The organism is Amycolatopsis eburnea, from assembly GCF_003937945.1.
GTDB classification, from domain to species: domain Bacteria; phylum Actinomycetota; class Actinomycetes; order Mycobacteriales; family Pseudonocardiaceae; genus Amycolatopsis; species Amycolatopsis eburnea.
The window spans coordinates 356,241-381,063 of record NZ_RSEC01000059.1; the positions used below are offsets into that span (position 1 = coordinate 356,241).

The 24,823-nt window shown below is 71.2% G+C and carries 25 protein-coding genes and 1 pseudogene; 10 read left to right on the forward strand and 16 right to left on the reverse strand.

Going from position 1 to position 24,823, the window contains the following annotated elements:
- Positions 1–76 precede the first annotated feature (76 nt).
- Entirely contained in the window at positions 77–1,006 is a 930-nt protein-coding gene (locus tag EIY87_RS33805; protein WP_225440192.1) for an amidohydrolase family protein, read from the reverse strand.
- 49 nt (positions 1,007–1,055) lie between these two features.
- Positions 1,056–1,619, reverse strand: coding sequence for an NADPH-dependent FMN reductase (locus tag EIY87_RS33810; protein ID WP_125313967.1), 564 nt, complete (start codon positions 1,617–1,619; stop codon positions 1,056–1,058).
- Positions 1,620–1,717: 98 nt separating this feature from the next.
- On the opposite strand from EIY87_RS33810, the gene EIY87_RS33815 reads away from it, so the two are divergent.
- Positions 1,718–2,242, forward strand: coding sequence for a MarR family winged helix-turn-helix transcriptional regulator (locus EIY87_RS33815; RefSeq protein WP_125313968.1), 525 nt, complete (start codon positions 1,718–1,720; stop codon positions 2,240–2,242).
- 18 nt (positions 2,243–2,260) lie between these two features.
- Entirely contained in the window at positions 2,261–3,145 is an 885-nt protein-coding gene (locus tag EIY87_RS33820) for an oxidoreductase (RefSeq protein WP_225440193.1), read from the forward strand.
- A 28-nt stretch (positions 3,146–3,173) separates the two neighbouring features.
- On the opposite strand, the gene EIY87_RS33825 is transcribed toward EIY87_RS33820, so the two are convergent.
- Together EIY87_RS33825 and EIY87_RS33830 are read right to left on the reverse strand one after the other, a co-directional pair.
- Entirely contained in the window at positions 3,174–4,073 is a 900-nt protein-coding gene (locus EIY87_RS33825) for an NADP-dependent oxidoreductase (protein ID WP_125313970.1), read from the reverse strand.
- 106 nt (positions 4,074–4,179) lie between these two features.
- Complete coding sequence (locus tag EIY87_RS33830; protein ID WP_158641410.1) at positions 4,180–5,226, reverse strand: SDR family NAD(P)-dependent oxidoreductase; 1,047 nt, start codon at positions 5,224–5,226, stop codon at positions 4,180–4,182.
- A gap of 91 nt (positions 5,227–5,317) precedes the next feature.
- On the opposite strand from EIY87_RS33830, the gene EIY87_RS33835 reads away from it, so the two are divergent.
- Entirely contained in the window at positions 5,318–5,776 is a 459-nt protein-coding gene (locus EIY87_RS33835; RefSeq protein ID WP_125313972.1) for a MarR family winged helix-turn-helix transcriptional regulator, read from the forward strand.
- Positions 5,777–5,929: 153 nt separating this feature from the next.
- Here the strand turns inward: EIY87_RS33835 and EIY87_RS33840 are convergent, their stop codons facing one another.
- The 3 genes from EIY87_RS33840 to EIY87_RS33850 all read right to left on the reverse strand — a co-directional run bounded on the left by EIY87_RS33840 (position 5,930) and on the right by EIY87_RS33850 (position 9,843).
- Positions 5,930–6,931, reverse strand: a complete 1,002-nt coding sequence (locus EIY87_RS33840; protein ID WP_125313973.1) for a WxL protein peptidoglycan domain-containing protein — start codon at positions 6,929–6,931, stop codon at positions 5,930–5,932.
- A gap of 58 nt (positions 6,932–6,989) precedes the next feature.
- On the reverse strand, positions 6,990–8,528 hold the full coding sequence (locus EIY87_RS33845; protein WP_225440195.1) for a purple acid phosphatase family protein: 1,539 nt from the start codon (positions 8,526–8,528) through the stop codon (positions 6,990–6,992).
- A gap of 124 nt (positions 8,529–8,652) precedes the next feature.
- Positions 8,653–9,843, reverse strand: coding sequence for a HupE/UreJ family protein (locus EIY87_RS33850; RefSeq protein WP_125313974.1), 1,191 nt, complete (start codon positions 9,841–9,843; stop codon positions 8,653–8,655).
- Between the two features lie 156 nt (positions 9,844–9,999).
- On the opposite strand from EIY87_RS33850, the gene EIY87_RS33855 reads away from it, so the two are divergent.
- Complete coding sequence (locus tag EIY87_RS33855) at positions 10,000–10,653, forward strand: type 1 periplasmic-binding domain-containing protein (protein WP_125313975.1); 654 nt, start codon at positions 10,000–10,002, stop codon at positions 10,651–10,653.
- A 216-nt stretch (positions 10,654–10,869) separates the two neighbouring features.
- Here EIY87_RS33855 and EIY87_RS33860 read toward each other — a convergent pair whose 3' ends face one another.
- Positions 10,870–11,763 carry an IS3 family transposase gene (locus EIY87_RS33860; protein WP_125313976.1) on the reverse strand — a complete coding sequence of 298 codons (894 nt, stop codon included), beginning with the start codon at positions 11,761–11,763 and terminating at the stop codon, positions 10,870–10,872.
- Complete coding sequence (locus tag EIY87_RS33865) at positions 11,760–12,074, reverse strand: transposase (protein WP_125313977.1); 315 nt, start codon at positions 12,072–12,074, stop codon at positions 11,760–11,762. The genes EIY87_RS33860 and EIY87_RS33865 overlap by 4 nt, the downstream gene beginning before the upstream one ends.
- A 240-nt stretch (positions 12,075–12,314) precedes the next feature.
- On the opposite strand from EIY87_RS33865, the gene EIY87_RS33870 reads away from it, so the two are divergent.
- Positions 12,315–13,589: a GNAT family N-acetyltransferase gene (locus EIY87_RS33870; RefSeq protein ID WP_125313978.1), complete on the forward strand. Its 1,275-nt coding sequence runs from the start codon at positions 12,315–12,317 to the stop codon at positions 13,587–13,589.
- A 56-nt stretch (positions 13,590–13,645) separates the two neighbouring features.
- Here EIY87_RS33870 and EIY87_RS47840 read toward each other — a convergent pair whose 3' ends face one another.
- Together EIY87_RS47840 and EIY87_RS33875 are read right to left on the reverse strand one after the other, a co-directional pair.
- Positions 13,646–13,804: a hypothetical protein gene (locus EIY87_RS47840; RefSeq protein ID WP_158641411.1), complete on the reverse strand. Its 159-nt coding sequence runs from the start codon at positions 13,802–13,804 to the stop codon at positions 13,646–13,648.
- A gap of 20 nt (positions 13,805–13,824) precedes the next feature.
- The gene (locus EIY87_RS33875) at positions 13,825–16,569 is read right to left on the reverse strand and encodes a helix-turn-helix transcriptional regulator (protein WP_225440196.1); all 2,745 of its coding nucleotides are present in this window, start codon (positions 16,567–16,569) and stop codon (positions 13,825–13,827) included.
- A 121-nt stretch (positions 16,570–16,690) separates the two neighbouring features.
- On the opposite strand from EIY87_RS33875, the gene EIY87_RS33880 reads away from it, so the two are divergent.
- Genes EIY87_RS33880 through EIY87_RS48620 form a run of 3 tightly spaced genes read left to right on the forward strand, consistent with a single transcriptional unit; the run spans position 16,691 to position 18,542 of the window.
- Entirely contained in the window at positions 16,691–17,077 is a 387-nt protein-coding gene (locus tag EIY87_RS33880) for a nuclear transport factor 2 family protein (RefSeq protein ID WP_125313980.1), read from the forward strand.
- The gene (locus EIY87_RS33885; RefSeq protein ID WP_125313981.1) at positions 17,074–17,712 is read left to right on the forward strand and encodes a CatB-related O-acetyltransferase; all 639 of its coding nucleotides are present in this window, start codon (positions 17,074–17,076) and stop codon (positions 17,710–17,712) included. The genes EIY87_RS33880 and EIY87_RS33885 overlap by 4 nt, the downstream gene beginning before the upstream one ends.
- A gap of 38 nt (positions 17,713–17,750) precedes the next feature.
- Positions 17,751–18,542, forward strand: coding sequence for a DUF3224 domain-containing protein (locus tag EIY87_RS48620; RefSeq protein WP_225440197.1), 792 nt, complete (start codon positions 17,751–17,753; stop codon positions 18,540–18,542).
- 83 nt (positions 18,543–18,625) lie between these two features.
- On the opposite strand, the gene EIY87_RS33895 is transcribed toward EIY87_RS48620, so the two are convergent.
- Complete coding sequence (locus EIY87_RS33895) at positions 18,626–18,901, reverse strand: hypothetical protein (RefSeq protein WP_225440198.1); 276 nt, start codon at positions 18,899–18,901, stop codon at positions 18,626–18,628.
- A gap of 110 nt (positions 18,902–19,011) precedes the next feature.
- Here EIY87_RS33895 and EIY87_RS33900 point away from each other — a divergent pair.
- A pseudogene (locus tag EIY87_RS33900) lies at positions 19,012–19,429 on the forward strand (LysR substrate-binding domain-containing protein); the annotation flags it as partial.
- Between the two features lie 316 nt (positions 19,430–19,745).
- Here the strand turns inward: EIY87_RS33900 and EIY87_RS33905 are convergent.
- Positions 19,746–20,138, reverse strand: coding sequence for a winged helix-turn-helix transcriptional regulator (locus EIY87_RS33905; protein ID WP_225440199.1), 393 nt, complete (start codon positions 20,136–20,138; stop codon positions 19,746–19,748).
- Positions 20,139–20,166: 28 nt separating this feature from the next.
- Between EIY87_RS33905 and EIY87_RS33910 the strand changes: the two genes are divergently transcribed.
- Positions 20,167–20,739: a hypothetical protein gene (locus tag EIY87_RS33910; protein ID WP_225440200.1), complete on the forward strand. Its 573-nt coding sequence runs from the start codon at positions 20,167–20,169 to the stop codon at positions 20,737–20,739.
- A 12-nt stretch (positions 20,740–20,751) separates the two neighbouring features.
- Here EIY87_RS33910 and EIY87_RS33915 read toward each other — a convergent pair whose 3' ends face one another.
- From EIY87_RS33915 to EIY87_RS33925, 3 genes are all read right to left on the reverse strand, one after another.
- Entirely contained in the window at positions 20,752–21,978 is a 1,227-nt protein-coding gene (locus EIY87_RS33915; RefSeq protein WP_125313982.1) for a cytochrome P450 family protein, read from the reverse strand.
- Positions 21,979–22,260: 282 nt separating this feature from the next.
- Positions 22,261–23,517, reverse strand: coding sequence for a CaiB/BaiF CoA transferase family protein (locus tag EIY87_RS33920; RefSeq protein WP_125313983.1), 1,257 nt, complete (start codon positions 23,515–23,517; stop codon positions 22,261–22,263).
- Between the two features lies 1 nt (position 23,518).
- Positions 23,519–24,682: an acyl-CoA dehydrogenase family protein gene (locus EIY87_RS33925; RefSeq protein ID WP_125313984.1), complete on the reverse strand. Its 1,164-nt coding sequence runs from the start codon at positions 24,680–24,682 to the stop codon at positions 23,519–23,521.
- Positions 24,683–24,823 lie beyond the last annotated feature (141 nt).

Consider the following 24,823-nt stretch of genomic DNA (forward strand, 5'->3'; position numbering starts at 1 on the left):
GGAGCCAGGGCGATCTCGGATCGACCCTACGAGCGGGACGTCCGGCTGGTCAACCGGCGCCGCACCGGCGTCCCGCTCACCGAAATCCGCGGACGTATCCGTCGCGCCGGATGCCGGCGACGAGTTTCTCCCAGTTCCGGTACGCGATGAGCTCGCGCTCGGCCGTGCCGATGGTTGCGGTGTCCAAAAAGGCCCGTGCGGATCCCGCACGTTCGCGGTTGAACGGGTAGTCGGAGGCGTACATGATCCGCTCCGCTCCCACTGTTTCCCGGCTCCACCGCAGGTATTTGTGGCTGGCGATGCCGCCCGGGGTGATGAAAATGTTGGTGCGGAAGTAATCCGCGATCGGGCGCCGAAGGGTGACGAGCGCGTCCACGGCGGCGACGCGGTCGAGGTAGAACAGCACGACTTCGCCCCAGTGCCCCAGGATGAGCTGCAAGCCGGGAAACCGGTTGAAGACACCCGCGATGATCATCCGCAGGACGGTCAGGCCGGCGTCGTAGTGCCAGCCGAACGTGCCGGTGGCCAGCATGCTGTCCACCGGCTCGCCGAACCGGCGGTAGTACGCGTCGGTGACGCTGGGCACCGGCGCGCGAGGATGCAGGTAGACCGGAGCACGCAGGTCCTCGGCGGCTTCGTAGATGTCCCAGAATTCGCCTGCGTCCAGGGCTCGGCCGCCGGAGTGCGCGTTCACCAGCGTTCCGGAGAATCCGAGTTCGGTGACCGCGCGCCGCAGTTCGTCGGCCGCGGCTGCCGGCGCCGGGGTGGCCAGCGTCGCGAACCCCTGCAGGCGTTCGGGATGGCGGCGGACCGCTGCCGCGAGGCCGTCGTTGACGGCCACCTGCAGGGCGACCGCCTCGGCGGCGGGGAGGTTCTGCAGGCCGGGAGTCGTCAGGGACAGCACCGCCGTATCGATCCCGGCGTCATCCATGGCCGCGATCCGCCCGTCGCCGACGTCGAGTAGCGCGGGAATGTCCAGTGCCCGTTTCAGCATCGGCTCGGCCACCTCGGCGGTGAGGAAGTGCTCCTCCAGTCCGTAGAGCCGCATCGCGGCGTCAGCTCCGGACGGTCTTGAGGGCACCGGCCCAGGATTCGAGCTGGTCGAACAGGATCGTGGCCGCCTGGTCGTGCGCGGCCGCGGGGGCGAAGGTGGTGAAGTTCCGGAAGTCGGTGACCAAGGAGAAGGACAGCTGCTGGCGGACGTGGGCGATCTGCAGTTCGCTGCAGATCGCGCGGAGGTGCTCGATGGCCCGGGCGCCGCCGAGTGAACCGTAGGAGACGAAGGCGGCGGCCTTGTTGTTCCACTCGCCGTAGAGGTAGTCGATGGCGTTCTTCAGCACCGCGGAGGTGGAGTGGTTGTACTCGGGGGTGACGAAGACGAAGCCGTCGAACTCGGCGATGGTGGCGGCCCAGGCCTTGGTGTGCTCGCCGGTGTACTTGCCGGCACTGGCGGGAACCGGCTCGTCGAGATGGGGCAGGGGGTGGTCGAGCAGGTCGATCAGTTCGTAGTCGGCGCCGGTGCGTTCCTTGGCCCTGGTCAGGACCCAGTCGGCCACGGCTTCGCCGTTGCGGCCGGGTCGGGTGCTGCCGAGGATGATCGCGAGCTTCAGGTCGCTCATGGTGTCGCCTCCGAACCTTGGGACTTGAATCTTCAAGTCAAGGTACGCTCGTTGACTTGAACTTTCAAGCGTGACGGCTCGACTATTACACTCGCCCCATGCCTGCTCCGAAGGACCCCGACGTGGACGAGCCGCGCTGGCTCACCGACGATCAGCTGGCAGCGTGGCGCGGGTTCATGAAACTTCTGCAGCGACTGCCCGCGGCACTGGAAGCTCAGCTTCAGCAGGACTCGAAGCTCAGCCTGCTCGAGTACCACGTCCTGGCGCACCTGTCGGACCAACCCGGACGCCGCATGCGACTGAGCGAGCTCGCCACCTTGGCCACCACGGAGCTGTCCCGCCTCTCTCACCTGATCGGCCGGCTGGAAAGCCGCGGCTTCGTCCACCGCGAGCCGGACCCCGGAAACGGGCGTTACACGCTGGCTGTGCTGACCGAGGCGGGCTACGCCCACCTCGTCGGCGCGGCACCCGCACACGTGGAGCGGGTACTCACCCTGTTCGTCGACGTGCTCACCCCGCGCGAGCTGCAGACCCTGCACCGGATCTCCGGGAAAGTGCTCGACCGCATCGACAGCGGGCCGACGACGGCGTCAAACGGCCCGGCCGAGCCGTGCGCAACCTGATCACGTATGACACCATCCGTGAATCCCACCGTCGCCGTGGTCGGGCCGGGGGCGATCGGCACCACCGTCGCGGCGGCGTTGCACGAGGCCGGCCGCACTCCGATGCTCTGCGGCCGTACGGATCGTGAGCGTCTGGAGCTTCGGGATGCCGAAGGTCTCGTCGTTGTGCCAGGTCCGGTGCGGACCGATCCGGCACAGTCCGGAGAGGCGGTCGACCTTGTCTTCCTCGCTGTCAAGACAACCCAAGTCGACGCGGCGGCGCCGTGGTTGGCGGCGTTGTGCCGTCGCGGCACCGTGATTTGCGTTCTGCAGAACGGCGTCGAGCAGGAGTCGGCCGTCGCGCCGTATGTCCCCGGCTGTCCGGTACTGCCCGCTGTCGTGTGGTTCCCGGCCGAGGTCCAGCCCGGGGGTTCGGTGTGGCTGCGTGGCGAAGCCCGCCTGACCGTGCCCGACGTACCGGCGGGCCGCGTGGTGCTCGAGGCGCTGCGCGGCACTCGGTGCTCGGTCGACCTGGCCGCGGATTTCACGTCCGTGGCCTGGCGCAAGCTCTTGCAGAACGCTGTCGCCGGGCTGATGGTCCTCAGCGGCCGCCGGTCCGGCATGTTCGGCCGTGCGGACATCGCCCGGTTGGCCTTGGACTACCTACGCGAGTGTCTCGAGGTCGCCCGAGCCGAAGGCGCGGTCCTGGGTGACGAGGTGCCGCAAGAGATCCTCGACAGTTTCCAGGCGTACCCGGCCGACATGGGGACCTCGATCCTCGCCGACCGTGAAGCCGGCCGGTCGCTCGAATGGAACACCCGCAACGGTGTCGTACTGCGACGTGCCCGGGTTCACGGCATTCCGACCCCGATCAGCGATGTGGTGGTGCCGCTGCTGGCGGCCGCGAGCGACGGACCCGGCTGAGTGCCGGCACCGGGCTGGTCGCCGCCGGCTACTCCTGCGGGTGCAGGACCACGCGTCCGAATGGCCGGCGCTCGGCGAGGGTGGTGTACGCGGCTTTCACCTCGGCCAAGGGGTATGTCGCGGCAATGGGAATGTCGAGGTCACCCGCGACGGCGAGGTCGGCCAGCGTGCGGAGGGCCGGGAGGCCGCCGGCGTCCATGGTGCCTTTCGTTGCGACGCCGTGCTCTTTGGCGGTCTGGTAGTCGACCGCTGTGTTGATGCGGTCCGGGCGCACGCCCAGATCGAGGGCGAGCCGGACGTAGCCCGACCCGACCGTGTCGATGAAGGCGTCGATCTTGCGGCCGTCGGCGGCGGTGCGGACGTCTTCGGCGATGTCGCCGTCGAAGGGAACCGGGATGATGCCGTGCGCCCGCAGGTGCTCGGCCTTCGCCGGGTTGCCGATACCGAGCACGGTCGCGCCGGTCCGTCGCGCGAGCTGTGCGGCGGTGAAACCGACACCCCCGGTGGCGCCGGACACCACGACGACCTCCCCGGCGGCGGGCTCGACGGAGTCGAACCCGGCCAGCCCGGCCATGGGGGTGACGAAGAGGGAGCCGGCGACGTCCCAGGTCAGGCCGACCGGCTTGGCGATCAGCTGTGCCACCGGCACGGCAACGTACTCCGCGTGGGCCGACCATTCCTGTGACCAGCCGAGTACTTCGTCTCCGGCCTGGACGCCCGGTGTGCCGTCACCGACGCTGACCACCACGCCTGCCAGGTCTCGGATGGGTGTGTAGGGCGCTCCGTGCAGCGCGGACAGCGCGCCTGGGTTGATGCATGACGCGTGAATCCGCACGACCGCTTGTCCTGGAGAAGCTACTGGCCGGGGCAGGTTGTCGATCCACAGTTGGTCGATTCCGCCGAAGCGGTCATACCGTACTTGCCGCATGAATGATTCTGCCTTCCCGTCGCTTCCATCCGATTATGGAACGCTATTCCATTTGTGTCAAAAAGAGGTGGCCTCTGGTGACCGGACGCGTTCCTCCCAGCAGTTCCTACTGGAGCACCGGTTCGAACAGGGCCGGTGGCACCGGGGGCTTCGCCAGGAGGGCGGCGAGCCGTGGGATCTGGTCGGCCACGGTCTTGCTGTGCTGCCTGAACCTCTCGATCGAGGTGAACTCCTGGATCACCAGCAACGGCCCGTCCGCCTCGCCGTGGGTGTGGTGCACCGTGTACCGCAGGCATCCTGGTTCGGCGCGGATCCGCGGAGCGAGTTCGGCGAGCAACGCGACGAGGTCCTCGCGTCGTCCGTCCTTGGGCTCCATTGTGGACACCGTCACGACCGTGCCGGTCCGGGCTGGCCGGCCTGCCTGCAGGTGTGCGAGTGCCTGGTCCGCTTCGGCTCGGTTGCCCAGCCGGAACTCCTGGCTGCGCGCCTCGGAGGCCGAGGCGGCGACGGCGATCGCGCCGACCTGGTCGGCGCTCACCCAGTCCGGTTCCGCGGTGCCGGTGACGCGGGTGCTGACCGGGCCGAGGACGAGGGCGTGGATCCGCCGGGGACCGGTGAGTTCGGCTTCGGCGACTCGTCGCATCATCAGCAGGGCGGCCTGCTCCATGCTGACCAGGCCACTTCCGGGAACCGGCGTGAGCGCGGAAGCCCCGACGATCAGCGTGTAGGTGCCGCGGGTGCTCAGCTTGGGCAGGAAGGCCCGCAGGACGGCCATGTGCGCGGAGGCGAGCCCGACGAAGGCGCTCTGCCAGTCGTTCTCGTCGATCTCCCAGAGCGGTTTGCCGGCCCACCAGCCACCGATCGGAGCCACCACGTCGTCGACTCCGCCCAGTCTGCGCTCCATCTCGTCGGCGAGTCGCGCAGCTCCGGGGAACGTCGTGTAGTCGTGCGCCACCAGGTGTAGCCGGTCGTCGGCCGCGTCGCCGAGTACGTGCCGGAACTCGTCGGCACGTTCCTGGCTGCGGGTCGGTACCACGACGTCCGCGCCGGCGGCGAGGTGAGCGCGGACCACGCCCTCGCCCACGGCCCCCGTGCCGCCCGGCACGACGACCCGGCGGCCGGACAAATCGGGATGGGTGGTGCTGGTGCTCATGGATTCACTCCCTGGAGATGTTGGGGTAACCAACGTTGGTTGTACCAACATAACACGGCATGTTGGGCTCGCCAACGGTTAAGGTGGGCGCATGGCGGTTACGAACCACGCGTTGCAGCCTCCGGCCCGGCTGCACGGGCTTGTCAGCTGGCAGGCGAACAAAGTGGCCACGCTGGGAGCTCGGCTGACCGCGGAACGCATGCCGTTGGGCGCCCGTGCCGATTTCGCCGTGCTGGCCGCACTGGAGGAGTACGGGGCGCTCAGCCAGGCGGAGATCGGCCGCCGTCTCGGCCTGGACCGAAACGATGTCAGCGGCATACTCGCCCGGTTGGCAGGCAGCCGCCGGGTGGACCGGCACGCCGACCCCGACAACCGGCGTCGCAACCTCGTCACCCTCACCGCCGCGGGAACGCGATACCTCGAAGAACTCCAACAGCACGCCGACGCCGTCCAGGCCGAACTCCTGGCCGGTCTCAGCAGGACCGAGCAGCGGCAGCTCCAGGCTCTGCTGGGAAAGCTGCTCGACAGCCACTCGGCACAACCGGCGTAGGCGGTTCCGGCTGCCGCCGCGGCGAGCGGCTACCGGGCCCGCCGGGAGAAGCGGGCGGCGCGCCCGGGGGTCACCCCGGACGTGCTGGGGCCGGTCGCCCACGACGAGCCGCCGTCGCTGGTGGCGTCGGCGGCCGTTCGCGTGAGCGCCTCTTCAGTGCGACCTTCCGTCCGGTTGCACCCCGACTTCGTCACGCTCGGGCAGTTGCTCGTTTTCCCCGTGCCGGCCGCGCCGGCGGCGCAGGACGACGATCGTTCCGGCGACGAGGGCGGCGAGCAGCACCACCGTCCACGGGATCGCCCACGAGTGCGCCGTGGTGTCCGCGGCGGCCAGCGGAGCCGTCGAGCCGGCGGCGTCGGTGAGCAGCGGGAGGAGGGTGACGGTCGCGGCCAGGTACACCGCGGGGGTGACACCGTGGACCGGTACGGAGACCTGCCACGTTTCGCCGGGGAGCAGCTGCGGGGAGTCGGCGACGGCGTCGGCCTGAACCCGCCACGTCCCGAACGGGCCGGAGAGGGAAGCCGACTGGCGCGCGGCGAGGATCGCGTTGCCGGTGTTGCGGATCGTGTAGGTCAGGGTGGCGTTGCCCGAACCGAGCGGGTTCGCGGTGCCGGAATAGTCCACGTCGAGGTTTTCGACCGACAGGCCCGGCCGCGGGTCGCCGCCGACCCGCACCCGGATCCGGGTGCCGACGCGCCGCTCGACGCCGCCCTGGACGACCGAGGCGAGGATGCCGCCGAGGTGGTCGCCTGCCGTGGCGCCGGCCGGAACCGTGACGGTGAAGGGAACTTCGGTGGTCTGTCCGGGTTGGACGGTGACGTGGTCCTGGCCGGGGCGGACCCACGCGCCGACGCCGGTCGAGGGCTTGTCCTTGGCCAGCAGGTCCAGCCGGCCGGATCCGGTGGTGAAGGCGTCCGCGGCGTACACGGCCAGGTCGAGCGGGGCCGCGCCGTGGTTGGCGATCACCAGGCCGTCGTCGATCCGCTGTCCGGGCTCGGCGGTGTAGCTGTAGTTGTCGCGGTCGGCGCCGAAGTCGTTGGCCGCGGTCGCCACCGTCCAGGGCGCCTCGGCTTGCGCGGCTGCGGGACCGGCGGTGACCGCGGCGAAGGCGGCCGCGGCGAGCAGGCTCACGACGGCGCGGGCGAGGGGGTGCATGGGGCGTCCAAGTCGGGAAAGGTCCGCGGGGCGAGCGAACTCGCCCCGCGGAGGGCGATCAGTTCAGCGTGGTGATGGTGCGCCCCGGGCCGGTGGCCGGCTGCTCGAGCCAGCACGGCTTGCCGGGCTCGGGGGATCCGCCGCCGTGGCCGCGGTGGGGGTGGATGACGACCTTGTCCACAGTGGACCCGACCGGCTGGGCCGGGGTGGCGCCGCTGTCCGGCCCGCACCAGGACACCTTGCCCAGCTCGACCGCCGCGTTCGGCGCGGCGCAGGTGCCGCTGCGGAGGTTCTGGACGACGAGCTTGTCGTCGCGCACCGCGACCTTGACGTAGGTGCGGACGTGCTCCTGGTTCTCGACCGAGTTGGCCCAGTGGTTGTCCGGGTTGAGCGGGTCGGGGCCGTAGTTCGGGTCCTGGGTGGTGTCCGGGGCGGTCAGGTCGTAGTACTTCGAGCCGGACGCGGAGTTCGCCGTCACGTAGACGACGCCGCCGGGGCCCTGGGTGACCTGGGTGGCGCCGGGCTGTTCGGCCGGGTTGGCCTTCTGCCCGTTCTTGATCACGTAGCTGCGGGAGTAGCTGTGGTCGTGGCCCTGCAGGACCAGGTCGACGCCGAGGTTCGAGAACGCGGTCGGGAAGTCCTGGCGGCGCTGCTGGTTGTCCTTGTCGTTGGCGTGGTCGGCGGGCGAGTAGATCGAGTGGTGGTAGACCAGCACGGTGTACTTCGCCTTGCGGCCCTGGTTCTTCACGACATCGGTGACGTAGCCGATGTGGGCTTCGTCGGCGCCCGCGGCGTAGGCGTTGCTGTTGAGGTCGATGAACAGCACGTCCTTGTAGAAGTACCAGTAGTCGCCGCCGGAGCGGGTGCCCGGGTCGCCGTTGTAGTACGCGGCCGAGCGGTCGGTGTTCGGCGTCCAGAAGTGCTGCTCGTAGGCCTTGCCGCCGACGTCGTGGTTGCCGATCGTGGCCGCCCACGGGTACTGGCGCAGCTTGTCGGGCGCGAGGAAGGCGTCCCACTGCGTTTCGGTGTTGGCGGACTCGACCTGGTCGCCGCCGGAGACGAGCAGCTCGGCGTCCGGGTTGGCGCCGAGGGCGACGTTCAGGGTGTCGGCCCAGCCGGCGCCGTCCTTGGCCACGTTGCCCGACGAGCCGATCTGCGGGTCGCCGAAGAACAGGAAGTCGAAGTCGCCGCGGAAGTCCTGGGTCTTGAACGTGTACACCGGGGACCAGCTGCCGCCGGACCCGACGCGGTAGGAGTAGCCGGTGCGCTGGCGCAGGCCGTCGATCGTGGCGTGCGCGTTGAAGCCGCCGTTGACGCTGTTCGCGGCGACGGTCGCGGGGAAGGTCTGGGCGTTCTTGGGGAACTGGCCGTTCTTGACGCGGTCGGTCGGCGCGACCTGCACGACCTGCTTGGCGTCGGACGAGGCGTACCAGCTCACGACGCGCTGGGACTCCTTGGCGCCGACGCCGAGGATCACGCCGGACAGCGTCACGGGTACGTCGGCGGCGGCCGCGGTGACCGGGCCGGTGCCGAACGCCACGGCGAGGCCGAGCGCCGCGGCGGTGGCGCCGCGGGCGATCGATCTGGAGTGCTTCATCGGATATGCGTCCGTTCAGGTCAGGTAGGGGAGGGGTGACCGGGTCAGAGCGTTGACTCCGTCGATGTGGCGCGGGTGAACGAAGGGGGACTGCCCGGTTGCGCACGCCGGAAGAACTCGCGGGTCACCCGCCGGCCACGCGCTGCACGAACCAGGTCAGGCCGACGACGGACACCGCCGCGGCGATCGCGCCGGTCGTCCAGCGGGGCGCGGCAGGCGACCGGCGCCGCAGCAGGGCCAGCAGCGGGAAGACCAGCGCGATGATCGCGAGCTGCACGGCCTCGATGCCGAGGTTGAACACGAGCAGCGACCAGAGCAGCGTCCACGACCACGAGGCGTCGATGCCCAGTGACGAGGCGAACCCGAGCCCGTGGAAGAGCCCGAAGCAGAACACCACGCCGAGCCGGAGCCAGCCGGCCCGGTCCAGGCTGAAGTGGCCGTCGTCGGTGAGCTCGGGTGCGCCGCGCTTGAGCCGCCACAGCGGCCAGGCCGCGACGACCGCGATCGAGAGCGCGATGAGGGGCTCGATGATCCCGGCCGGGACGTGCACGAGGCCGAGCGCGGCCAGGACGAACGTGACCGAGTGGGCGAGCGTGAACGTCGTCGCGGCGAGGACGATTTCGCGCAGGCGGCGCGAGCCCGCGATGAGCGCCAGCAGGAACAGGAGGTGATCGAGCCCGGTGAGCAGGTGTTCGGCGCCGAGCCGGAAGAAGTCCCAGAACCGGGCGGTCCACGTCTGGTGGGTGGACATCGAAGGCTGCTGCGCGTCGAGCGCGGCGCTGCCCGAGGTCAGGTCCAGCGCGTAGGTGACGATGGTCTTGGTGTCGCGGACGTACTGCTCGGAGTCGGGGAAGAGCGTGCTGGACACCTCGTGTGCTTCCGCTTCCGGGCACCGGTAGTCGAGGACCATGCGCGCGTACGGCACGCCGTCGCGCTGCTCGATCGTGAAACCGCCGTCCGGCGTCGCGGCGCAGGCCTGCCCGTCGGCGGTCACGCGGAAGCGCTGGGTGACGTAGTCGCCGATCGAGCGGGTGTGGGCCCGCAAGGCGGCGGCCTGGGCCGGGGTGTCGCGGGCGTCGAAGGCCGCGGTTCCCTGCCGGAACAGCGGGTCGTCGTGCTGTGCGTCGGCGGCCGAAACGACCAGCAGGTCGTACTCCAGGCCGAGCGCGGCGCGGACGTGGCCCCGTTCGGGTGAGGTGAGATCGGCGTAGACGGTCGACGAAAAACCGTGCGCCTGCGCGGGGAACCCGCCCAGCAGCACGGCCACGGCCGCGAACACGGCGACGGCGAAGGTCTGGGCGAGACGGCGGGGCATGGGTCCTCTTTCCGGTCGTCCCGCAGACTGCTGGCGGAAGACGAACGGCTCGCGGACCCCAGGCGAACACCGGGCGTCCGGACGGCGACGGACGCCGCGCGGCGCCGTTCGTCAGGTAGGAAGGGACCGGCTCGCTTTCGCGAAAGGACGATCAGGTTGCGCACTCGCATCGCCGGAACCCTGGCCGTGCTCGCCGTCCTGGCCGGCGGGTGCGGCGCCGCCGACGACTGGTCCGCGCCGCACCCGGCACCCAGCGCGGTCGGCGTGCTCGCACCCGGGTTCGTCACGACGCCGCCGACCCCGGAGGCGACGATCACGCCGAGCCCCGGCTCCTGGGACGGCGTCCGGCCGTCGCCGGGCTACCGCGTGGTGCTGCTCACCGCGGGCGACGACCAGCCGACCCGGACGCTCGCGGCCGCGGTGACCGAGTGGGCCCGGCAGGAGGGCGTCAGCCTCAAGACCGTCACCGCCGCGGACTCCGGCCGGTTCACCGACAGCATCGGCGAGGCCGTGAAGCTGGCGCCGGATCTGATCGTCACCGCCGGGAAGGACCTCGTCGACGCGCTGGCCCTGGTCACGGCCAACCACCTCGACCGCCAGTTCCTCGTGCTGGGCGCCGAGCTGGCCGAGCCGACGGCGAACGTCACGGCCGCGAACTGGCCGGGAGCGTCGTTCCGCGGCGAGGGACTGGGCACGTCCACGGGCGACGACCCGGCGTCGTTCACCCCCGCCCGCGCGGACGCCGCCGTCCGGGCGGGGGTGGTGAGCGTCCTCAGTGGACTCACCGGCATCGTGATCCGGCTCGGTTAGCGGGCGTCCGAGCGCGGTGGCTCGCGGTCGTGGCGTTCAGGTCTTGGGCGTACCCAGGCCGCTTTCGCCGAACCAGCCGGCCGCGACGGCCGTGAGGGCGAGGATCCCGATCAACGTCAGGCGGCGGTTTGCCCGGCGGCGGCTTAGCCGACGTCCTGAATGACTCATTCAGGTCTGGGCTTGACCCGTTTGGGCGGACAGGGTTGATGAGTGAGGTCAGGCTATCGCAGGCGCGGTAGCCGGCTGGGTGGTTGTTTCGTAGGTGGTGGGGCTGAGGTAGCCGAGGCTGGAATGCCGGCGGCGGGTGTTGTACCAGCCTTCGATGTAGCTGAAGATTGCCTGGTGGGCCTGGGTTTTGGTGGCCCAAGTGCGGCGGTCGAGCAGCTCGGTCTTAATCGTGGCGAAGAACGACTCAGCCACCGCGTTGTCCCAGCACTGGCCTTTGCGTCCGACCGAGAGCCGGACTCCGGCCTGGGTGGCGGTGCGGGCGAACTGGGCGGAGGTGTACTGGCAGCCGCGGTCGGAGTGGAAGATCACTCCGGGAGCGGGGCTGCGCTGGGTGAGAGCGTTGCCTAGCGCGGTGTCGATGAGGTCGGTGCGCAGGTGGTCGGCGGTGGCCCAGCCGACCACTCGCCGGGAGGCGATGTCGATCACGGTGGCCAGGTAGAGCCAGCCTTCCCAGGTGGGGATGTAGGTGATGTCCCCGCACCACCGTGTGTTGACCGCGCCGGGGGTGCAGGTGAAGTCGCGGGTGATCAGGTCCGGGCGGGTGGGGACGGCCGGGTCGGCGACGGTGGTGGCCCGCCACCGTTTCGGTGCCCGCCCGGCCAGGCCTGCCTGGCGCATCAGCCGGGCGACGCGTTTGCGGGAATGGTGGTGCCCCTGGGCCCGCAGTTCGGCGTGCACCCGCGGTGATCCGTAGGTGCCGCGGGAGTCGCGGTGCACCTCGATGATTTTCTCGGTCAGCGTGGCATCCTCGTGAGCACGCTGCGAGAGACCGGTGCGGTGGGTGTAGTAGGCGGCTCGGGAGACCTTGAGCAGGGTGCAGGCACGCTTGACGGTGCCTGCGCCGCGGGCGTTCTCCGCCTCGATGAACGGGTAGACGTTCACCGGGTCTCCTTCGCGAAGAAAGCCGTCGCCCGTTTGAGGATCTCCACGTCCTCACGCAACCGTGTGTTCTCTTTCCGCAGCGCGGCGAGTTCGGCTTTCTCCTCGCTGGTCAGCCCGTCACTGCGGACCCCGGCGTCACGCTCGGCTTGGGTGATCCATTTCCGCACGACCGAGTCGGTCAGCTCGAAGTCCCGGACCACCTCCGGCACTGTTCGCTCGCCGCGTTGCACCAGACCGACGATCTGGGCTTTGAACTCAGGCGTGAACACCCGCCGAGACCGCTGGCGCGCACGGGGCTTCTTCCTGGCCATGGGTTCCATGATGAGGGACATCTCTTCCAGAGGCCCTACGCCCCTGATCAGAGGTGTCCGCCAAACCGGGTCAAGCCCAGGTCTTCGGAGGTCCTGAATGACTCATTCAAGACACCGCAGGGCCGCCCGGCGCCACTCGCCACGGCCGGCACCGGTCGGTTCAGCCGCTCGGTGCGTTCGTTAACTGGATCGTGACAGACCGGCGCGGCCGGGGTAAAGGTCGGCGGTCATCCTGGCCGCATGACCGAAGCCGAGGGAAATCCGAAATCCGCGAAGCGTGACAGGACCTCGCGCAGTCGTGAGCTGGTTGAGCTGGCGGCGCTGTTCATCGCGACCGGGGCGGCTGATCTGTTCGTCAGTACGTTGGCGCACAACCGGGTTGCGCCGGTCGTGCTGTTCGGGCTGGGTGGGTTGCTGATCGTCACCGCTGCCGGGCGGTGGTGGTGGACGCACCGGGCCCCGGCCGGCCGGGTCGTGGCGGCGGAGCAGATGCGGACCGGGATGGCGTGGCGGGTGCGAGCCACGGTGCGGGACGTGCCGGGCAGTCTGGCCGGCGTCACCGCGGCGTTGGCCGCGCACCGCTATGACATCGTCTCGCTGCAGGTGCTCGCGGTGCCGGACGGTGTGGTGGACGAGTTCCTGGTCCGCACGCCGGCCGGGACGACCGCGGCGAACATCGCCGTGGTCGTCGAACTCGGTGGTGGCCGGGAGGTGCGGGTCGTGCCGGCGGACGTGCACGAGTTCGTCGACCTGCCGACCCGGGTGCTGACCATCGCGGCCGCGACGGGAGCCGATCCGGACCGGTTGCTGCGGGCGGTCCTGGGCGAGTGCGGTATCGAGCGGAAACCCGGCGGTGGTAAGAAGTCCGGTTTCGACGGGACGTCGATGCGGCTGGCGGAGGCAGGCGGCGGTCAGGTCGTGGTGACGCGGCCGCGGCTGCCGTTCACGCCCGCGGAGTTCGCCCGGGCCAAGGCCGCGCTGGACCTTTGCCGCCGGCTGGCCGGGAGCCTGGTGCCGGTGGTCTTGGCTTCCGGGGCCGAGGTGATCATCCGTCCGGCCGTGGTCGCCGACGTCGAGGCGATCGAGGCGATGCACGCGCGGTGCGGCGCGGAGACGCGTGCCCGTCGTTACGGGGGTGGTGAGCCGCCGCCGATCGAGCCGTTGCTGCGTCACGAGGCCACGCGCGTCCTGCTCGCGGAAACGCCGGACGGTGCCGTGATCGGGATGGCGACGATGCTCCGCAGCGGCCGGTGCGCGCAGATCGGCCTGCTGGTCGAAGACGGGTGGCAGGGCAAGCGTGCCGGAAGCGCGTTGCTGGAGCGGCTCGTCACGCTCGCCCGCGCCGACGGGAGCGCCGCCGTCATCGCGATCGCCCACGAGACCAACACGCCGATGATCCGCGCGATGCGGCGCGTCGGCGCCCAGGTCGACCACGTGGCGCCCGACCTCGCCTACCTCAGCTTGCACCTGCACGACCGCGCGGCGCTCTCGGGGGACGGCGCCGATCGGAACTGACCGACAGCCGGGTCATCGCTGTGGGGTCGAGTGCATGAGAACTGGTGCGCACCGGCTCAGTTCGTCGCGCGGGTGGCGTTCCGGGCGGTTTCGTCCATCAGCGCCACCGTGCCCGCGCCGAACAGTCCTTCGGAGCCGAGCGTGCGCAGGGCAGTCTCGATCGCGCGTAGTCGCAGACAGCCGCCGGACTGGCGCCAGATCCAACCACGCGTCATCCGGGCTTCCTCGCCGCGTTCTACCGCGCCGGGGTGGTTGCCGCAGCTGGGGGGAGTGAGGCCGGGTTGTTCGCGAGCACGACGTCGGCGAGTTCGGTTCGCGCGGAGACGCCGAGCTTGGGGAATGCCTTGTAGAGGTGGTAGCCGACGGTGCGCGGGCTGAGGAACAGCTGCGCGGCGATGTCCCGGTTGGACAGTCCACGGGCCGCCAGCCGGATGATCTTCCGTTCCTGCGGGGTGAGCGCGGCCAGCACTCCGTCCGTCGCCGCCGGCCCGGAGACGAGCTCACCGGTCGCGTCCAGTTCGGTCCGGGTCCGCTCTGCCCAGGGCGTGGCGCCGAGCCTGACGAACGTCTCGTATGCCTCACGGAACTGAATTCTCGCCTCGGACTTGCGGCGCAGGCGGCGCAGCCACTCGCCGTAGAGCAGGGCCGTTCGCGCGCGTTCGAACGGCCGGTCGCCGGGGTGGCGTGCCAGCGCTGCCTCGTAGAGCCCGGCCGCGTCGGCATCGGGCGCGAGCAGAGCGCGGCAGCGGTGCACGTGCGCGTCGATCCACGGCTGCCCCGACTGGCGCGCCCAATCGGCGAGGCGGGCGAGCGGTTCACGGGCGTCCTCCGTGCGGCCGAGCCGTGCCGCCGCCTCGATCAGGTCCGGGATGCTGCGGAGGCCGGGCAGCTGGTGGCGCACCGGTCCCGTGTGGAGGGTCGTCAGCCGGACGAGGGCCGCGTCCCAGCGGGCGTGGCCGAGGTCGAGCAGCGCCAGGGCCCACTGCGCCCAGGACATGCCGGGCGGGGGCGCGCCGGGTTCCGGCGCGGCGAGCGCGTCGTCGGCGAAGGCGCGGCAGCGGCTCTCGTCCCCGGCCACCGCGGCGAGATACGCCAGCACGCCGCTGGTTTCGGCGATCCACTGCCGATGGCCGAGCTCCCGCGCGACCTGCAGGGCCTCGGTGGCTTCGTCCACGGCGTCGGCGTACCGGCCGAGGAACGCCGAGGACCGGGCCACACAGGCGAGCACCGGCGGGGTACGGCCGATCCACCCGTGGTCGCGGCACCGGGCGAGCAGCGTGCCGGCCACCTGGTGGGCTTCGGTGTCGTGGCCGGCGACCTGGAGGCTGGTGGCGCCGACCAGGATCGTGGCGTGCGGGCCGCCGAACCCGGTCCGCCGGGCGTCGGCGATCCGGCGCGCAAGGGTCTCGGGGGCCGGGTCGCCCCGGCCGACGGCGGACCACACGACGTGGGTGAGCATGCGCGCGACGTGGGTGAGCGGGTCGTCGAGCGGGAGCGGGAGAGCGTCGAGCCGGCCGGCGGCGTCCGCGATCTCGTGTTCGCCCAGGTACCAGGCGGCGTGCACGGCGTCGAGCAGCAGGTGCGCGGCCGGCGCCGGATCGACGGCCAGCGCGGCGGCCTCGGTCAGCAGCCGGCGGGCCGTGCTGAGCGAGCCCTGGTGGAACGCCGCGGCGGCGCGCACCCGGATGGCGCGGACGGCCAGAGCCGCGTCGTCGGCTGGCACGCGACAGGCCAGCTCCACCATGCGGTCGAGGTCGCCTTCCTCGGCAGCCGCTTCGGCGGACAGCACGAGGCGGCGCGCACGGTCCGGGCCGGGCGCGGTCAGCAGCGCGGCACGCTCGTAGGCGGCCGCCGCGGCGGCGTACCCGCTGCGCGCGGCGGCCCGCTCGGCGGTGCCCTCGAGTTCCGCGGCCACCTGCTCGTCGTGGCCGGTGGCGACCACGGCGCGGTGCCAGGCGCGCCGGTCGACGTCTTCCGGGCGGTCGAGGGCTTCGGCCAGCGCGGTGTGGACCACCAGGCGGAGACTGACCGGGGCGGCCTGGTACACCGCCGACCGGACCAGGGGGTGCCGGAACCGTACGCTCGCGTGGTCCACCTCGAGCAGGCCGGCCGCTTCCGCGGGCACCAGATCCGTCGGCCGGCACCCCAGCGGGGCGGCGGCGCGCAAGACGACGTCGCGGCCACCGGTGTCCTCGGCCGCCGCGACCAGCAGCAGCTGCCGGGTCGCCTCGGGCAGCCGCCGCACCTGGTCGAGGAACGCCGCCTGCATCGCGTCGCTCATGGGCAGGGCCTCGCCGGTGACCTGCCGGCCGGCGGCGAGCGCGGCCGGCAGCTCGAGCAGCGCCAGCGGGTTGCCCTGGGCCTCGGCCAGCACGCGGTACCGGTCCGCGGGCGTCAGCGTGGCGGCGTGTTCGGCCAGCAGCCCGGCTGCGGCGGGTGCGGCCAAGCCGGTCAGCGCCAGCTCGGCGATCCCGGGTGCGGCGAAGCCGGGCCGGGCCGCGATGATCAGCGCGACGCCCTCGGTGTCGAGCCGCCGCGCGGTGAACAGCAGAGCTTCGGCCGACGCGCGGTCGAGCCACTGCGCGTCGTCGACCAGGCAGACGACGGACCCGCCGTCGGCGAACTCGGCGAGCAGGGACAACACGGCGAGGCCGACGAGCATGCGGTCGCCCGGTTCGGCCGTGGCCAGCCCGAACGCCCCGCGCAGGGCACGCGCCTGCGGCGCCGGAAGCGCGTCGACCCGGTCGAGCGCGGGGTGCAGCAGCAGGTGCAGCCCGGCGAACGGCAGGTGCGCCTCGGACTCGATCCCGGTGCTGCGCACCACCCGGACCGCACCGGCCGCCGCCGCCGCGTACTCCAGCAACGCGGTCTTGCCGATCCCCGGCTCCCCGGTGACGACCAGGGCTCCGCTCCGACCGGCGCGAGCGTTCGCCAGCACCTGGTCGACGACCGATATCGCTTCACTCCGCCCGTGCAACACAGGCCGACAGTACTTAAGCCGGCCGGCGGTCCAGGCCGGAAGTACCGGGACGTGACGGATTCCGCACGCCGTCCGCGGCCCTAGCGTCTTCATCGCAACACGGTGGCCGAAGGGAAGTGAAATGTCCGACCTCGACGAGCTGGCCAGGCGGTACCTGGCCAGCTGGAACGAGCGTGATCCCGGCCGGCGCCGGGCGCTCGTCGGCGAACTCTGGACCGACGACGCCGGTTACGTCGACCCGATCGTGGTGGCCGACGGCCGCGACGCGATCGACGCCGCGGTGGCCGCGGCGCAGCGGCAGTTCCCCGGGCTGGTGTACCGGCCGGCGGGGCCGGTCGACGTCCACCACCACGTGGCACGCCTCCCGTGGGCACTGGCGCCGCCCGGCGGGCCGCCGGTGATCATCGGGCTGGCCGTGCTGGTCGCCGGGCCCGACCGCCTGCGCCGCGGCTACGGCTTCCTCGACCCCGTGCCCGTCCCCACCTCCGACCCGGGAGCCGAAAAGTGACACCCGACCCGACCGTCCGCCACCCGCTGCCCGCGCACGAGCGGGTGGTCTTCCTCAAGCCGTTGATCACCTCGCCGAAGATCGTGGTGGGCGAGTACACCTACTACGACGACCCGGACGGCGCGACCGGGTTCGAAGACCGCAACGTCCTCTACGCCTACGGGCCCGAGCGGCTGGTCATCGGCAAGTTCTGCGCCATCGCCGCCGGTGCCCGGTTCCTCATGGCCGGCGCCGAACACCCCACGATGGGCGTGTCCACCTACCCGTTCACCATGTTCGGCGGGCCCTGGGCCGAGCGGACCCTCGACCTCGTCACCGGCATGCCCAGCCGGGGCGACACCGTCGTCGGCAACGACGTCTGGATCGGCTACCGGGCCACCGTCATGCCGGGCGTGACGATCGGTGACGGCGCCATCGTCGCCGCCGGCGCGGTGGTCACCGCCGACGTGCCGCCGTACACGGTCGTCGGCGGCAATCCGGCCCGGACGATCCGACGGCGCTTCTCCGACGCCGACGTCGACCGGCTGCGGGAAGCCGCCTGGTGGGACTGGCCGGCGGAGCTGATCACCGAACACGCCCGCACCATCATGGCCGGCACCCCGGCCGAAATCGCCCGCGTCACCGCCGGACGCTGACCCCGCGTCCGGTTCTCGCTCACCAGAAGGAAAGTCCGATGCACATCAGCACCACCACCGTCTCGCTCACCGTCGACGACCCGGCCGCCTCCGCAGCCTTCCTCACCACCCTTTTCGGCTACCGTGAAGCGCACGCCGCCGAGGGCTTCGTCTCCCTGACGCGGGACGACGCCGGCGCCGACATCGTCCTGCTGCGGCGCGGTCTCGAAATCCTGCCGGACGAGCAGCGCTTCCAGCAGGTGGCGGGCGTCATCCTCGCCTTCACCGTGACCGGGATCGAAGCGGAACAGGAGCGCCTGCGTGACGCCGGCGCCGACATCACCCTGCCGCTGCGTGAGGAACCGTGGGGCGAACGGCTGTTCCAGGTCACCGACCCCAACGGCCTCGTGCTGCAACTCGTCGAATGGTCCAGCGGGGCTGCCGCGCCGCGGACGATCCAGGCCGAGTTCGAGATCGACAGCTGGGAGGAGACCGTCTACGACGAGCCGGCGGAGGGGCCGAAGCAGACCAAGATCGTGATCCGCAAGACCTACCGGGGTGCCCTCGAGGGAACCGGAGTGGCCGAAGTGCTCACTGCCCAGGCAGCCGCGGGTGCCGGCTACGTCGCCTCCGAACGCATCGACGCGACGTTGGAGGGCCGGAAGGGCACCTTCGTCATCCAGCACGGCGGGCTGGCCGACGGCGAGGACCAAAGCACCTTCGGCACCGTGGTCCCGCATTCCGGCACGGCGGACCTCGCCGGCCTGTCCGGCCGGGCCACCGAGGCCAGCCACGGCGTCCTGACCCTCGCTTACACCTTCGGCGCCGTGCTCGCCGATACCGAGGGGTAGGGGCCGACCGGCGGCAGCACGGCGATGGCGCCACCCAGCCGGTACGGGTCCGGCGCACGACAGGTGATTCCGGCCGCGCCGGGTCACCAGACGGCGTGGGCCAGGGTGAGCGCCCCGCCGGCCGCGGTGAGCGTCAGTACCGAGCGGCGGACCACGCGGGTGCCGACGCGGCGGGACAGGAGGCGGCCGAGGACGTCACCCGCCACCGCCGCCACGGCCATCGCGATCAGCACCGGTCCCGGGACCGACGGCCAGCCCAGGCTCGGCACCGCCACCAGGCCCAGCACGAAGAAGTACGCCGAGAGCGTGCCGCGGGTTTCGTCCGCGCTCCAGCCCGCGCCCAGGCCGTACAGCGCCACCGGCGGTCCCGACAGGCCCGGGCGGCCGTCGCGAACACGGTGACGGCCAAGGCTCCCATGTGGTCAGTCTGCGGTCCGCCGGACGGGCCCTGTACGAAAGCGCACCCGGCGCGGGCTGGGCCCACCGCGTCCTGGCGGAGCTGGATTCGCTGCCGGCCGGCGCGGAAGCGTTGCGCACCCAGCACGACGCCCAACTGCACGTCGCGGCGAGCATGACGCTGGCCGAGCACCTTGGTGCCGGGCTGGATCGGGGAACTGAAGCGCACCGAGCCGGGCCTGTACCTCGGCCTGGAGGTGGCGAACTCCGACCAGGTGGCGGAGCTGACCCGCACCGGCCGCGTCGACCTGGGATTCGTGGAGTCGCCGGGGCCGCTCACGGGGCTGGCGTCGCGGAAGGTAGCCGTGGACCACCTGGTGGTCGTGGCGACGACGCACCCGTGGGCCCGCCGGCGTCGCCCGCTGACGGCGGCGGAGCTGGCGATCACGCCGCTCGTGGTGCGCGAACCGGGCTCGGGGACCCGCGACAGCTGATGCTCGCGGGGATCGTGGCGATGGCGGTGCTGCCCAGCACGCGTTCGCAGTTCTGGCTCAGCGCGGTGACCCTGGCCGGCTACGAGGTGCGCCGCCCCGCGCCCCCACCGGAGCCGGCGCCGCAGCCATCGTTCCAGGGCGCCCTGCGCATGACTGCGAGCGCGGCCAAAAACCAAGGCGCAGAACAGTCTTGTGGGCATGTGCGGCGCGGCCGGACTTGCTGACCGCCACTGTGGACCGTGGCTGCATCACCGATGGCGACGCCGTCCTCGAACTGCGCGGCGGAAAGTGGCACGTCACCGACTGAGCGCGGCTACGCGATCGCGTTGACGCAGCTCATCGGCGTGCCCGCGGCGGGGGAGCGCCGGAGGTGCTCCTCACCCCACACCCGGACTCCTTCGACGACGGGCAGGACGGTGGATCCGTACGGCGTGAGCCGGTAGATGACGGGTGCCGGGACCGGTCCGGTCGCCACCCGTTCGACCAGTCCGTCGGCTTCGAGTTCGCGCAGCTGTTCGGCCAGCACCTTGGGCGTGATCGGGGCGCTCCGGCGGCGCAGGCCGGCGAAGTGGGACTCTCCGTGGCCGAGCCAGTACAGCAGGGTCAGCTTCCACTTGCCGCCGATCGCGGCGAACGCCGCGGCCATCGGGCAGCCGGGCAGCGGGTTGGGACGCGGGGAGTTACCTGCAGGTGCCTTCTTGTCCATGGCCGTGCTCCGCTCGGATAGTCGGACCATGACCATGCCATACAGACGGATCCTGACCGCAGGCGTTTCGGCCTTCATGCTGATCGCGATGGCGACGTCGGGCGACGCCTCGACAGCTCCGGCGTCGTCGACGGCTGCCGGTGGCCAATGCGACTTCGACTGGGAAATCGGTACCTGGCACACCACGGTGCGGGTGCTCGCCGAGCCGCTCTCGGAGTCCGCGGACGAATGGCTCCAGTTCTCGGGTACCAGCGTCGTCCGTCCACTGCTGGACCGGCGGGAGAACGTCGTCGAGCTCAAGGTCGCCGGGCCGAGCGGACACATCGACGCCCTCAACCTGCGGCTGTACGAACCGGCGGCACAGCGGTGGAGCCTGACCTTCGTCAACGCCCGTGACGGCCTGCTCAACCCGGCGGTGTACGGCGGGTTCCACGACGGCGTCGGCGAGTTCTACGGCGACGACCAGCTGGGCGGCCGTCCGATCAAGGTGCGCTTCCTCGTTTTCCGCCAGGGCCAGGACACCGCCAGGTTCGAACAGGCCTTCTCGGCCGACGGCGGAACCACGTGGGAAACGAACTGGGTCGCCATCGACCGCAGATGACCGCCGGTGGTGTCAGCGAGGTGCGGGCCGGAGGTGGACGGGCAGGCTGGTGTGCCCGTTGGACAGGAACGTGGGCAGGGTGGTCAGTTTCTCCGGCGGCACGGCGAGGGACAGCTCCGGGAAGCGGCCGAACAGCGCCGGGAGCGCCACCTCGGCTTCGAGGCGGGCCAGCGGCGCGCCCGGGCAGTGGTGCGCTCCGTAGCCGAAGGTGAGGTGCGGTGCGGCCGTGCGGGTGATGTCGAACTCGTCGGCGGTGTCGCCGTGCTGGGCGGGGTCGCGCCCGGCGGCGCCGAAGCCGACCAGGATCGCGTCGCCGCGGCGGATCACCGTGCCGTCCACCTCGATGTCCTCGACCGCGTACCGCAGCGGTGTGTACGGGATCGGTGCCTGCCAGCGCAGCGTCTCCTCGACCACGGCGGTCCAGGTCCGTCGCCCGGACCGGACCAGGGCGAGCTGATCGGGGTGGGACAGCAGCGCGGTGACGGCGTGATCGAGCAGATTCACCGTGGTCTCGTGGCCGGCGGTCATCATCAGCATCATCGTGTCGACGAGCTCGGTTTCGGTCAGCGCGCCGTCCCGGTCGTCGCGCGCGGCGATCAGGGCGCTGGTGAGGTCGTCGGCGGGCGCCGCGCGTTTCTGCGCGATCAGTTCGGTGAACAGGGTGTACGCCGTCGCCACGTTGGCCTGCGCCTGTTCCTCGGTTATCGCGCTGTCGAAGAAGCGGTCCACCACTTCGCGGATCCCGGCCCGTTTGTCGCCCGGGACGCCGAACAGCTGACAGATGACCTCGATCGGCAGTGGGTAGGCGTACCGCGCCCGCAGATCAACGGGCGCGTCATCGGATTCCGCCTCGATGGCGTCGAGCAGGTCCCGGGTGATTTCTTCGATTTTCGGGCGGAGTGCCTCGGTGCGGCGGGCGGTGAAGGCGGCGGCCGTCAGGGAACGCAAGCGCCGGTGGTCGGCGCCGTATGCGGTGAACATGTTCCGGACCGAAACCCAGATCCGTAGTGGCCAGTCCTCGGCGATTTCCCCGTTGGTGAACGCGGGCCAGTGCTGCATCGCGTCCCTGGACACCCGGGGGTCGGCCAGCAGCCGACGCAGGACATCGTTCCCGGTGGCGGCCCAGGCCGGGACGCCACCGGGCAGTTCGATCCGGGTGACCGGCCCCCGTGCCCGCAGGCGGGCGCCTTCGGCGTGCACGTCGGACGCGTTGACATCGAGCGTTATCGGCTGTTCCACGGTCGCCCCCTACGAACCGGTGTTTTCGACGCTGTCGCCGCCGACGCACGGGCGTTCACCGAACAGAAGAGCAAATTGAATCCCGCACGGTTGCCGGCATTGTCCATCGTGCCACCGCGTGGATGCGGCACGCGTGCCCTCAACGGGTGAAATGACGCAGCTCCCGCCCTGATCACGCGACCTTCCCGCGGTTTCGAAGCGAACGGCGAGTGGCTGCTTTCGAGCGAGCAGATCCGGAAGCGGTGGGCCGGTGCGATCCGCACCGCGAACCTCGGAGATCACCTAGCCGTTCTCCGCCGGAGGCGGGCTCGTCGGCAAAGCTCGCTCCGTCTCGTCGGCCGCGTGGGCCGTGCCGTCGCTCAGGAGCCGGTTGACGCGGTCGGCGTCGTACCCGAGTGCGGCCAGGACCGCCTCGGTGTCGGCGCCGCGCGGACGCGGGGCCGTGCGTACCGTGCCGGGCGTGCCGCGCAGCTTGATCGGGATTCCGGTGCCGACGTAGCCGCCGCTCGAGACCACCATCTGCTGGCTGCGCACGTGGGCGTCCTCGAGTGCCTCGCCGACGGTGTGGATCGGTGTCGCCGGGACGCCGCGGGCCAGCAGTTCGCGGCTCAGCTCGGCGCGCTTCCACGTCGCGATCGCGGGACGGAGGTGCTCCTCCATCGTGGCGCGATTGGCCAAGCGCGCCGCGTTCGAGGCGAAACGCGGGTCGTCGGCGAGACCCGCGATGTCGAGCACCTCCGCCAGCGTGCGGAACTGCTTGTCGTTGCCGCAGCCGATGAACACCAGCCCGTCCGCCGCGGCGAAGCTGTTGTACGGCGCGATCGTCGGGTGGGCCGAACCGGTCCGCGCACCGTCGACACCACCCATGAGGTACGACGGCGAGTGCGGGTGGAGCAGCGAGACGGCCGTGTTGACCAGGTTGCAGTCGACGATCTGCCCTTCGCCCGTGCGGTGCCGGGCCTGCAGGGCGAGCAGGACGCCGGTGCAGGCGTAGATGCCGGTCACCATGTCCGCGATCGGTACGCCGACCCGCAGCGGCTCACCGTCGGGTTCGCCGTTGACGCTCATCAGGCCGCTGTAGGCCTGCGCCACCGCGTCGTAGCCGGGCATGCCACCCATCGGGCCGTCGGTGCCGAACCCGGTGATGCGGCACAGGATCAGCCGCGGCCACGTCGTGCGGACGACCTCGTCGTCGAAGCCCCAGCGGGCGAGCGTGCCGGCCTTGAAGTTCTCGACGACGACGTCGGCCTCGGCGAGCAGGTCGCGCAGGACCGCCTGGCCTGCCTCGGTCCGCAGGTCGAGGCAGACGTTCGCCTTGTTGCGGTTGATGCCGGTGAAGTAGGTGCTCGTGTCCGGCCCGGCGAACGGCGGACCCCACGTCCGGGTCTCGTCGCCCAGGGGCGGCTCGACCTTGATCACTTCGGCGCCGTGATCGGCGAGCATCTGCGCGCAGAGGGGCCCGGCCAGGACTCGCGACAGGTCGACGACCTTGATGCCGCGCAGCGCGGGCGCGTCCGCGGCGTACGTCTCGGTACTCATCTCAGTAGCTCTTCGGGAGGCCGAGGACGTGGGTGGAGACGTAGTTGAGGACCATCTCCTGGCTGACCGGGGCCAGGCGCAGGATGCGCGACTCCCGGAAGTAGCGCTCGACGTGGTATTCGTGTGCGTAGCCCATCCCGCCGTGGGTCTGGACCGCCTGGTCGGCGGCCTTGAACCCCGCGTCGGCGCAGAGGAACTTCGCGGTGTTCGCCTCGCGGCCGCAGGGGAGGCCCTGGTCGTAGGCCCAGGCTGCCCGGCGGGCGACGAGCTCGGCGGCGTCGAGCCGCATCGCGCACTCGGCGAGGGGGAACGCGATGCCCTGGTTCTGTCCGATCGGCCGGTCGAAGACGACCCGCTCCCGCGCGTACTTCACGGCCCGGCGCAGCGACGCGCGACCGATGCCGAGCGCCTCGTGCGCGAGCAGGATCCGCTCGGGGTTGAGCCCGTCGAGGAGGTAGCGGAAGCCCTTGCCCTCCTCGCCGACGCGGGCCGACTCGGGGACGAAGACGTCGTCGAAGGCGATCTCGTACGAGGGCACCGCGTTGCGGCCGAGCTTCGGGATCGGGTTCAGCGCGATGCCGGGGGAGTCCATGTCGAGCAGGAACAGGCTCATGCCGTCGACCGGGCGCTCGTCGTCGCGGGGACTCGTGCGGGCGATGAGGACGGCCTTCTGCGAGTAGCCGGCCTTCGTGATCCACACCTTGCGGCCGCGCAGGTGGTAGCCGCCGTCGACCTTGCGGGCGAAGGTCGAGATCCGCGTCGTGTCGGTGCCGGCATCGGGCTCGGTGACCGCGAAGCAGACGTGCAGGGAGCCGTCGACCGCTCCGGGCAGGATCTCCTTGCGCTGCTGCTCGCTGCCGTGCTTCACGATGGTGTTGAGGCCGAAGATCGTCAGGTGGATCGTGCTGCAGCCGTTCATGCCGGCGCCGGAGGCGGCGATCTCCTCGAGCAGGAGCGCCGCCTCCGTGATGCCGAGGCCGCCGCCCCCGTACTCCTCGGGGATGGCGATCCCGAGCCAGCCGCCCTCGGCGAGCGCGTTGTAGAAGTCCCACGGGAACTCGTGCTCCGCGTCGCAGCGCGCCCAGTAGTCGTCGTCGAACTTCGCGATCAGCGCCCGGACGCCCGCGCGCAGGGCCTGCTGGTCCTCAGTGAGCGTGAAATCCACAACAACCTCCGCATATATGAACTGCCGTACGCATATCTGAACATGGATGTGGACTCCGGGCAAGCCTGCGGATCCCTGCCCAACGCTTGACGTGACGCCTGCCACGTGCTTCCTTAGTCCGCAGATGCGCAAGCGCGTTCG

Bases quoted from the DNA above. Each gene is read 5' to 3' on its own strand.
- EIY87_RS33840 (WP_125313973.1), bottom strand. From the start codon at position 6,931: ATGCACCCCCTCGCCCGCGCCGTCGTGAGCCTGCTCGCCGCGGCCGCC.
- EIY87_RS33815 (WP_125313968.1), top strand. From the start codon at position 1,718: ATGCCTGCTCCGAAGGACCCCGACGTGGACGAGCCGCGCTGGCTCACC.
- EIY87_RS33865 (WP_125313977.1), bottom strand. From the start codon at position 12,074: ATGGCCAGGAAGAAGCCCCGTGCGCGCCAGCGGTCTCGGCGGGTGTTC.
- EIY87_RS33910 (WP_225440200.1), top strand. From the start codon at position 20,167: ATGACCATGCCATACAGACGGATCCTGACCGCAGGCGTTTCGGCCTTC.
- EIY87_RS33830 (WP_158641410.1), bottom strand. From the start codon at position 5,226: ATGAGCACCAGCACCACCCATCCCGATTTGTCCGGCCGCCGGGTCGTC.
- EIY87_RS48620 (WP_225440197.1), top strand. From the start codon at position 17,751: ATGCACATCAGCACCACCACCGTCTCGCTCACCGTCGACGACCCGGCC.
- EIY87_RS33850 (WP_125313974.1), bottom strand. From the start codon at position 9,843: ATGCCCCGCCGTCTCGCCCAGACCTTCGCCGTCGCCGTGTTCGCGGCC.
- EIY87_RS33870 (WP_125313978.1), top strand. From the start codon at position 12,315: ATGACCGAAGCCGAGGGAAATCCGAAATCCGCGAAGCGTGACAGGACC.
- EIY87_RS33835 (WP_125313972.1), top strand. From the start codon at position 5,318: ATGGCGGTTACGAACCACGCGTTGCAGCCTCCGGCCCGGCTGCACGGG.
- EIY87_RS47840 (WP_158641411.1), bottom strand. From the start codon at position 13,804: ATGACGCGTGGTTGGATCTGGCGCCAGTCCGGCGGCTGTCTGCGACTA.
- EIY87_RS33920 (WP_125313983.1), bottom strand. From the start codon at position 23,517: ATGAGTACCGAGACGTACGCCGCGGACGCGCCCGCGCTGCGCGGCATC.
- EIY87_RS33905 (WP_225440199.1), bottom strand. From the start codon at position 20,138: ATGGACAAGAAGGCACCTGCAGGTAACTCCCCGCGTCCCAACCCGCTG.
- EIY87_RS33825 (WP_125313970.1), bottom strand. From the start codon at position 4,073: ATGCGGCAAGTACGGTATGACCGCTTCGGCGGAATCGACCAACTGTGG.
- EIY87_RS33845 (WP_225440195.1), bottom strand. From the start codon at position 8,528: ATGAAGCACTCCAGATCGATCGCCCGCGGCGCCACCGCCGCGGCGCTC.
- EIY87_RS33880 (WP_125313980.1), top strand. From the start codon at position 16,691: ATGTCCGACCTCGACGAGCTGGCCAGGCGGTACCTGGCCAGCTGGAAC.
- EIY87_RS33810 (WP_125313967.1), bottom strand. From the start codon at position 1,619: ATGAGCGACCTGAAGCTCGCGATCATCCTCGGCAGCACCCGACCCGGC.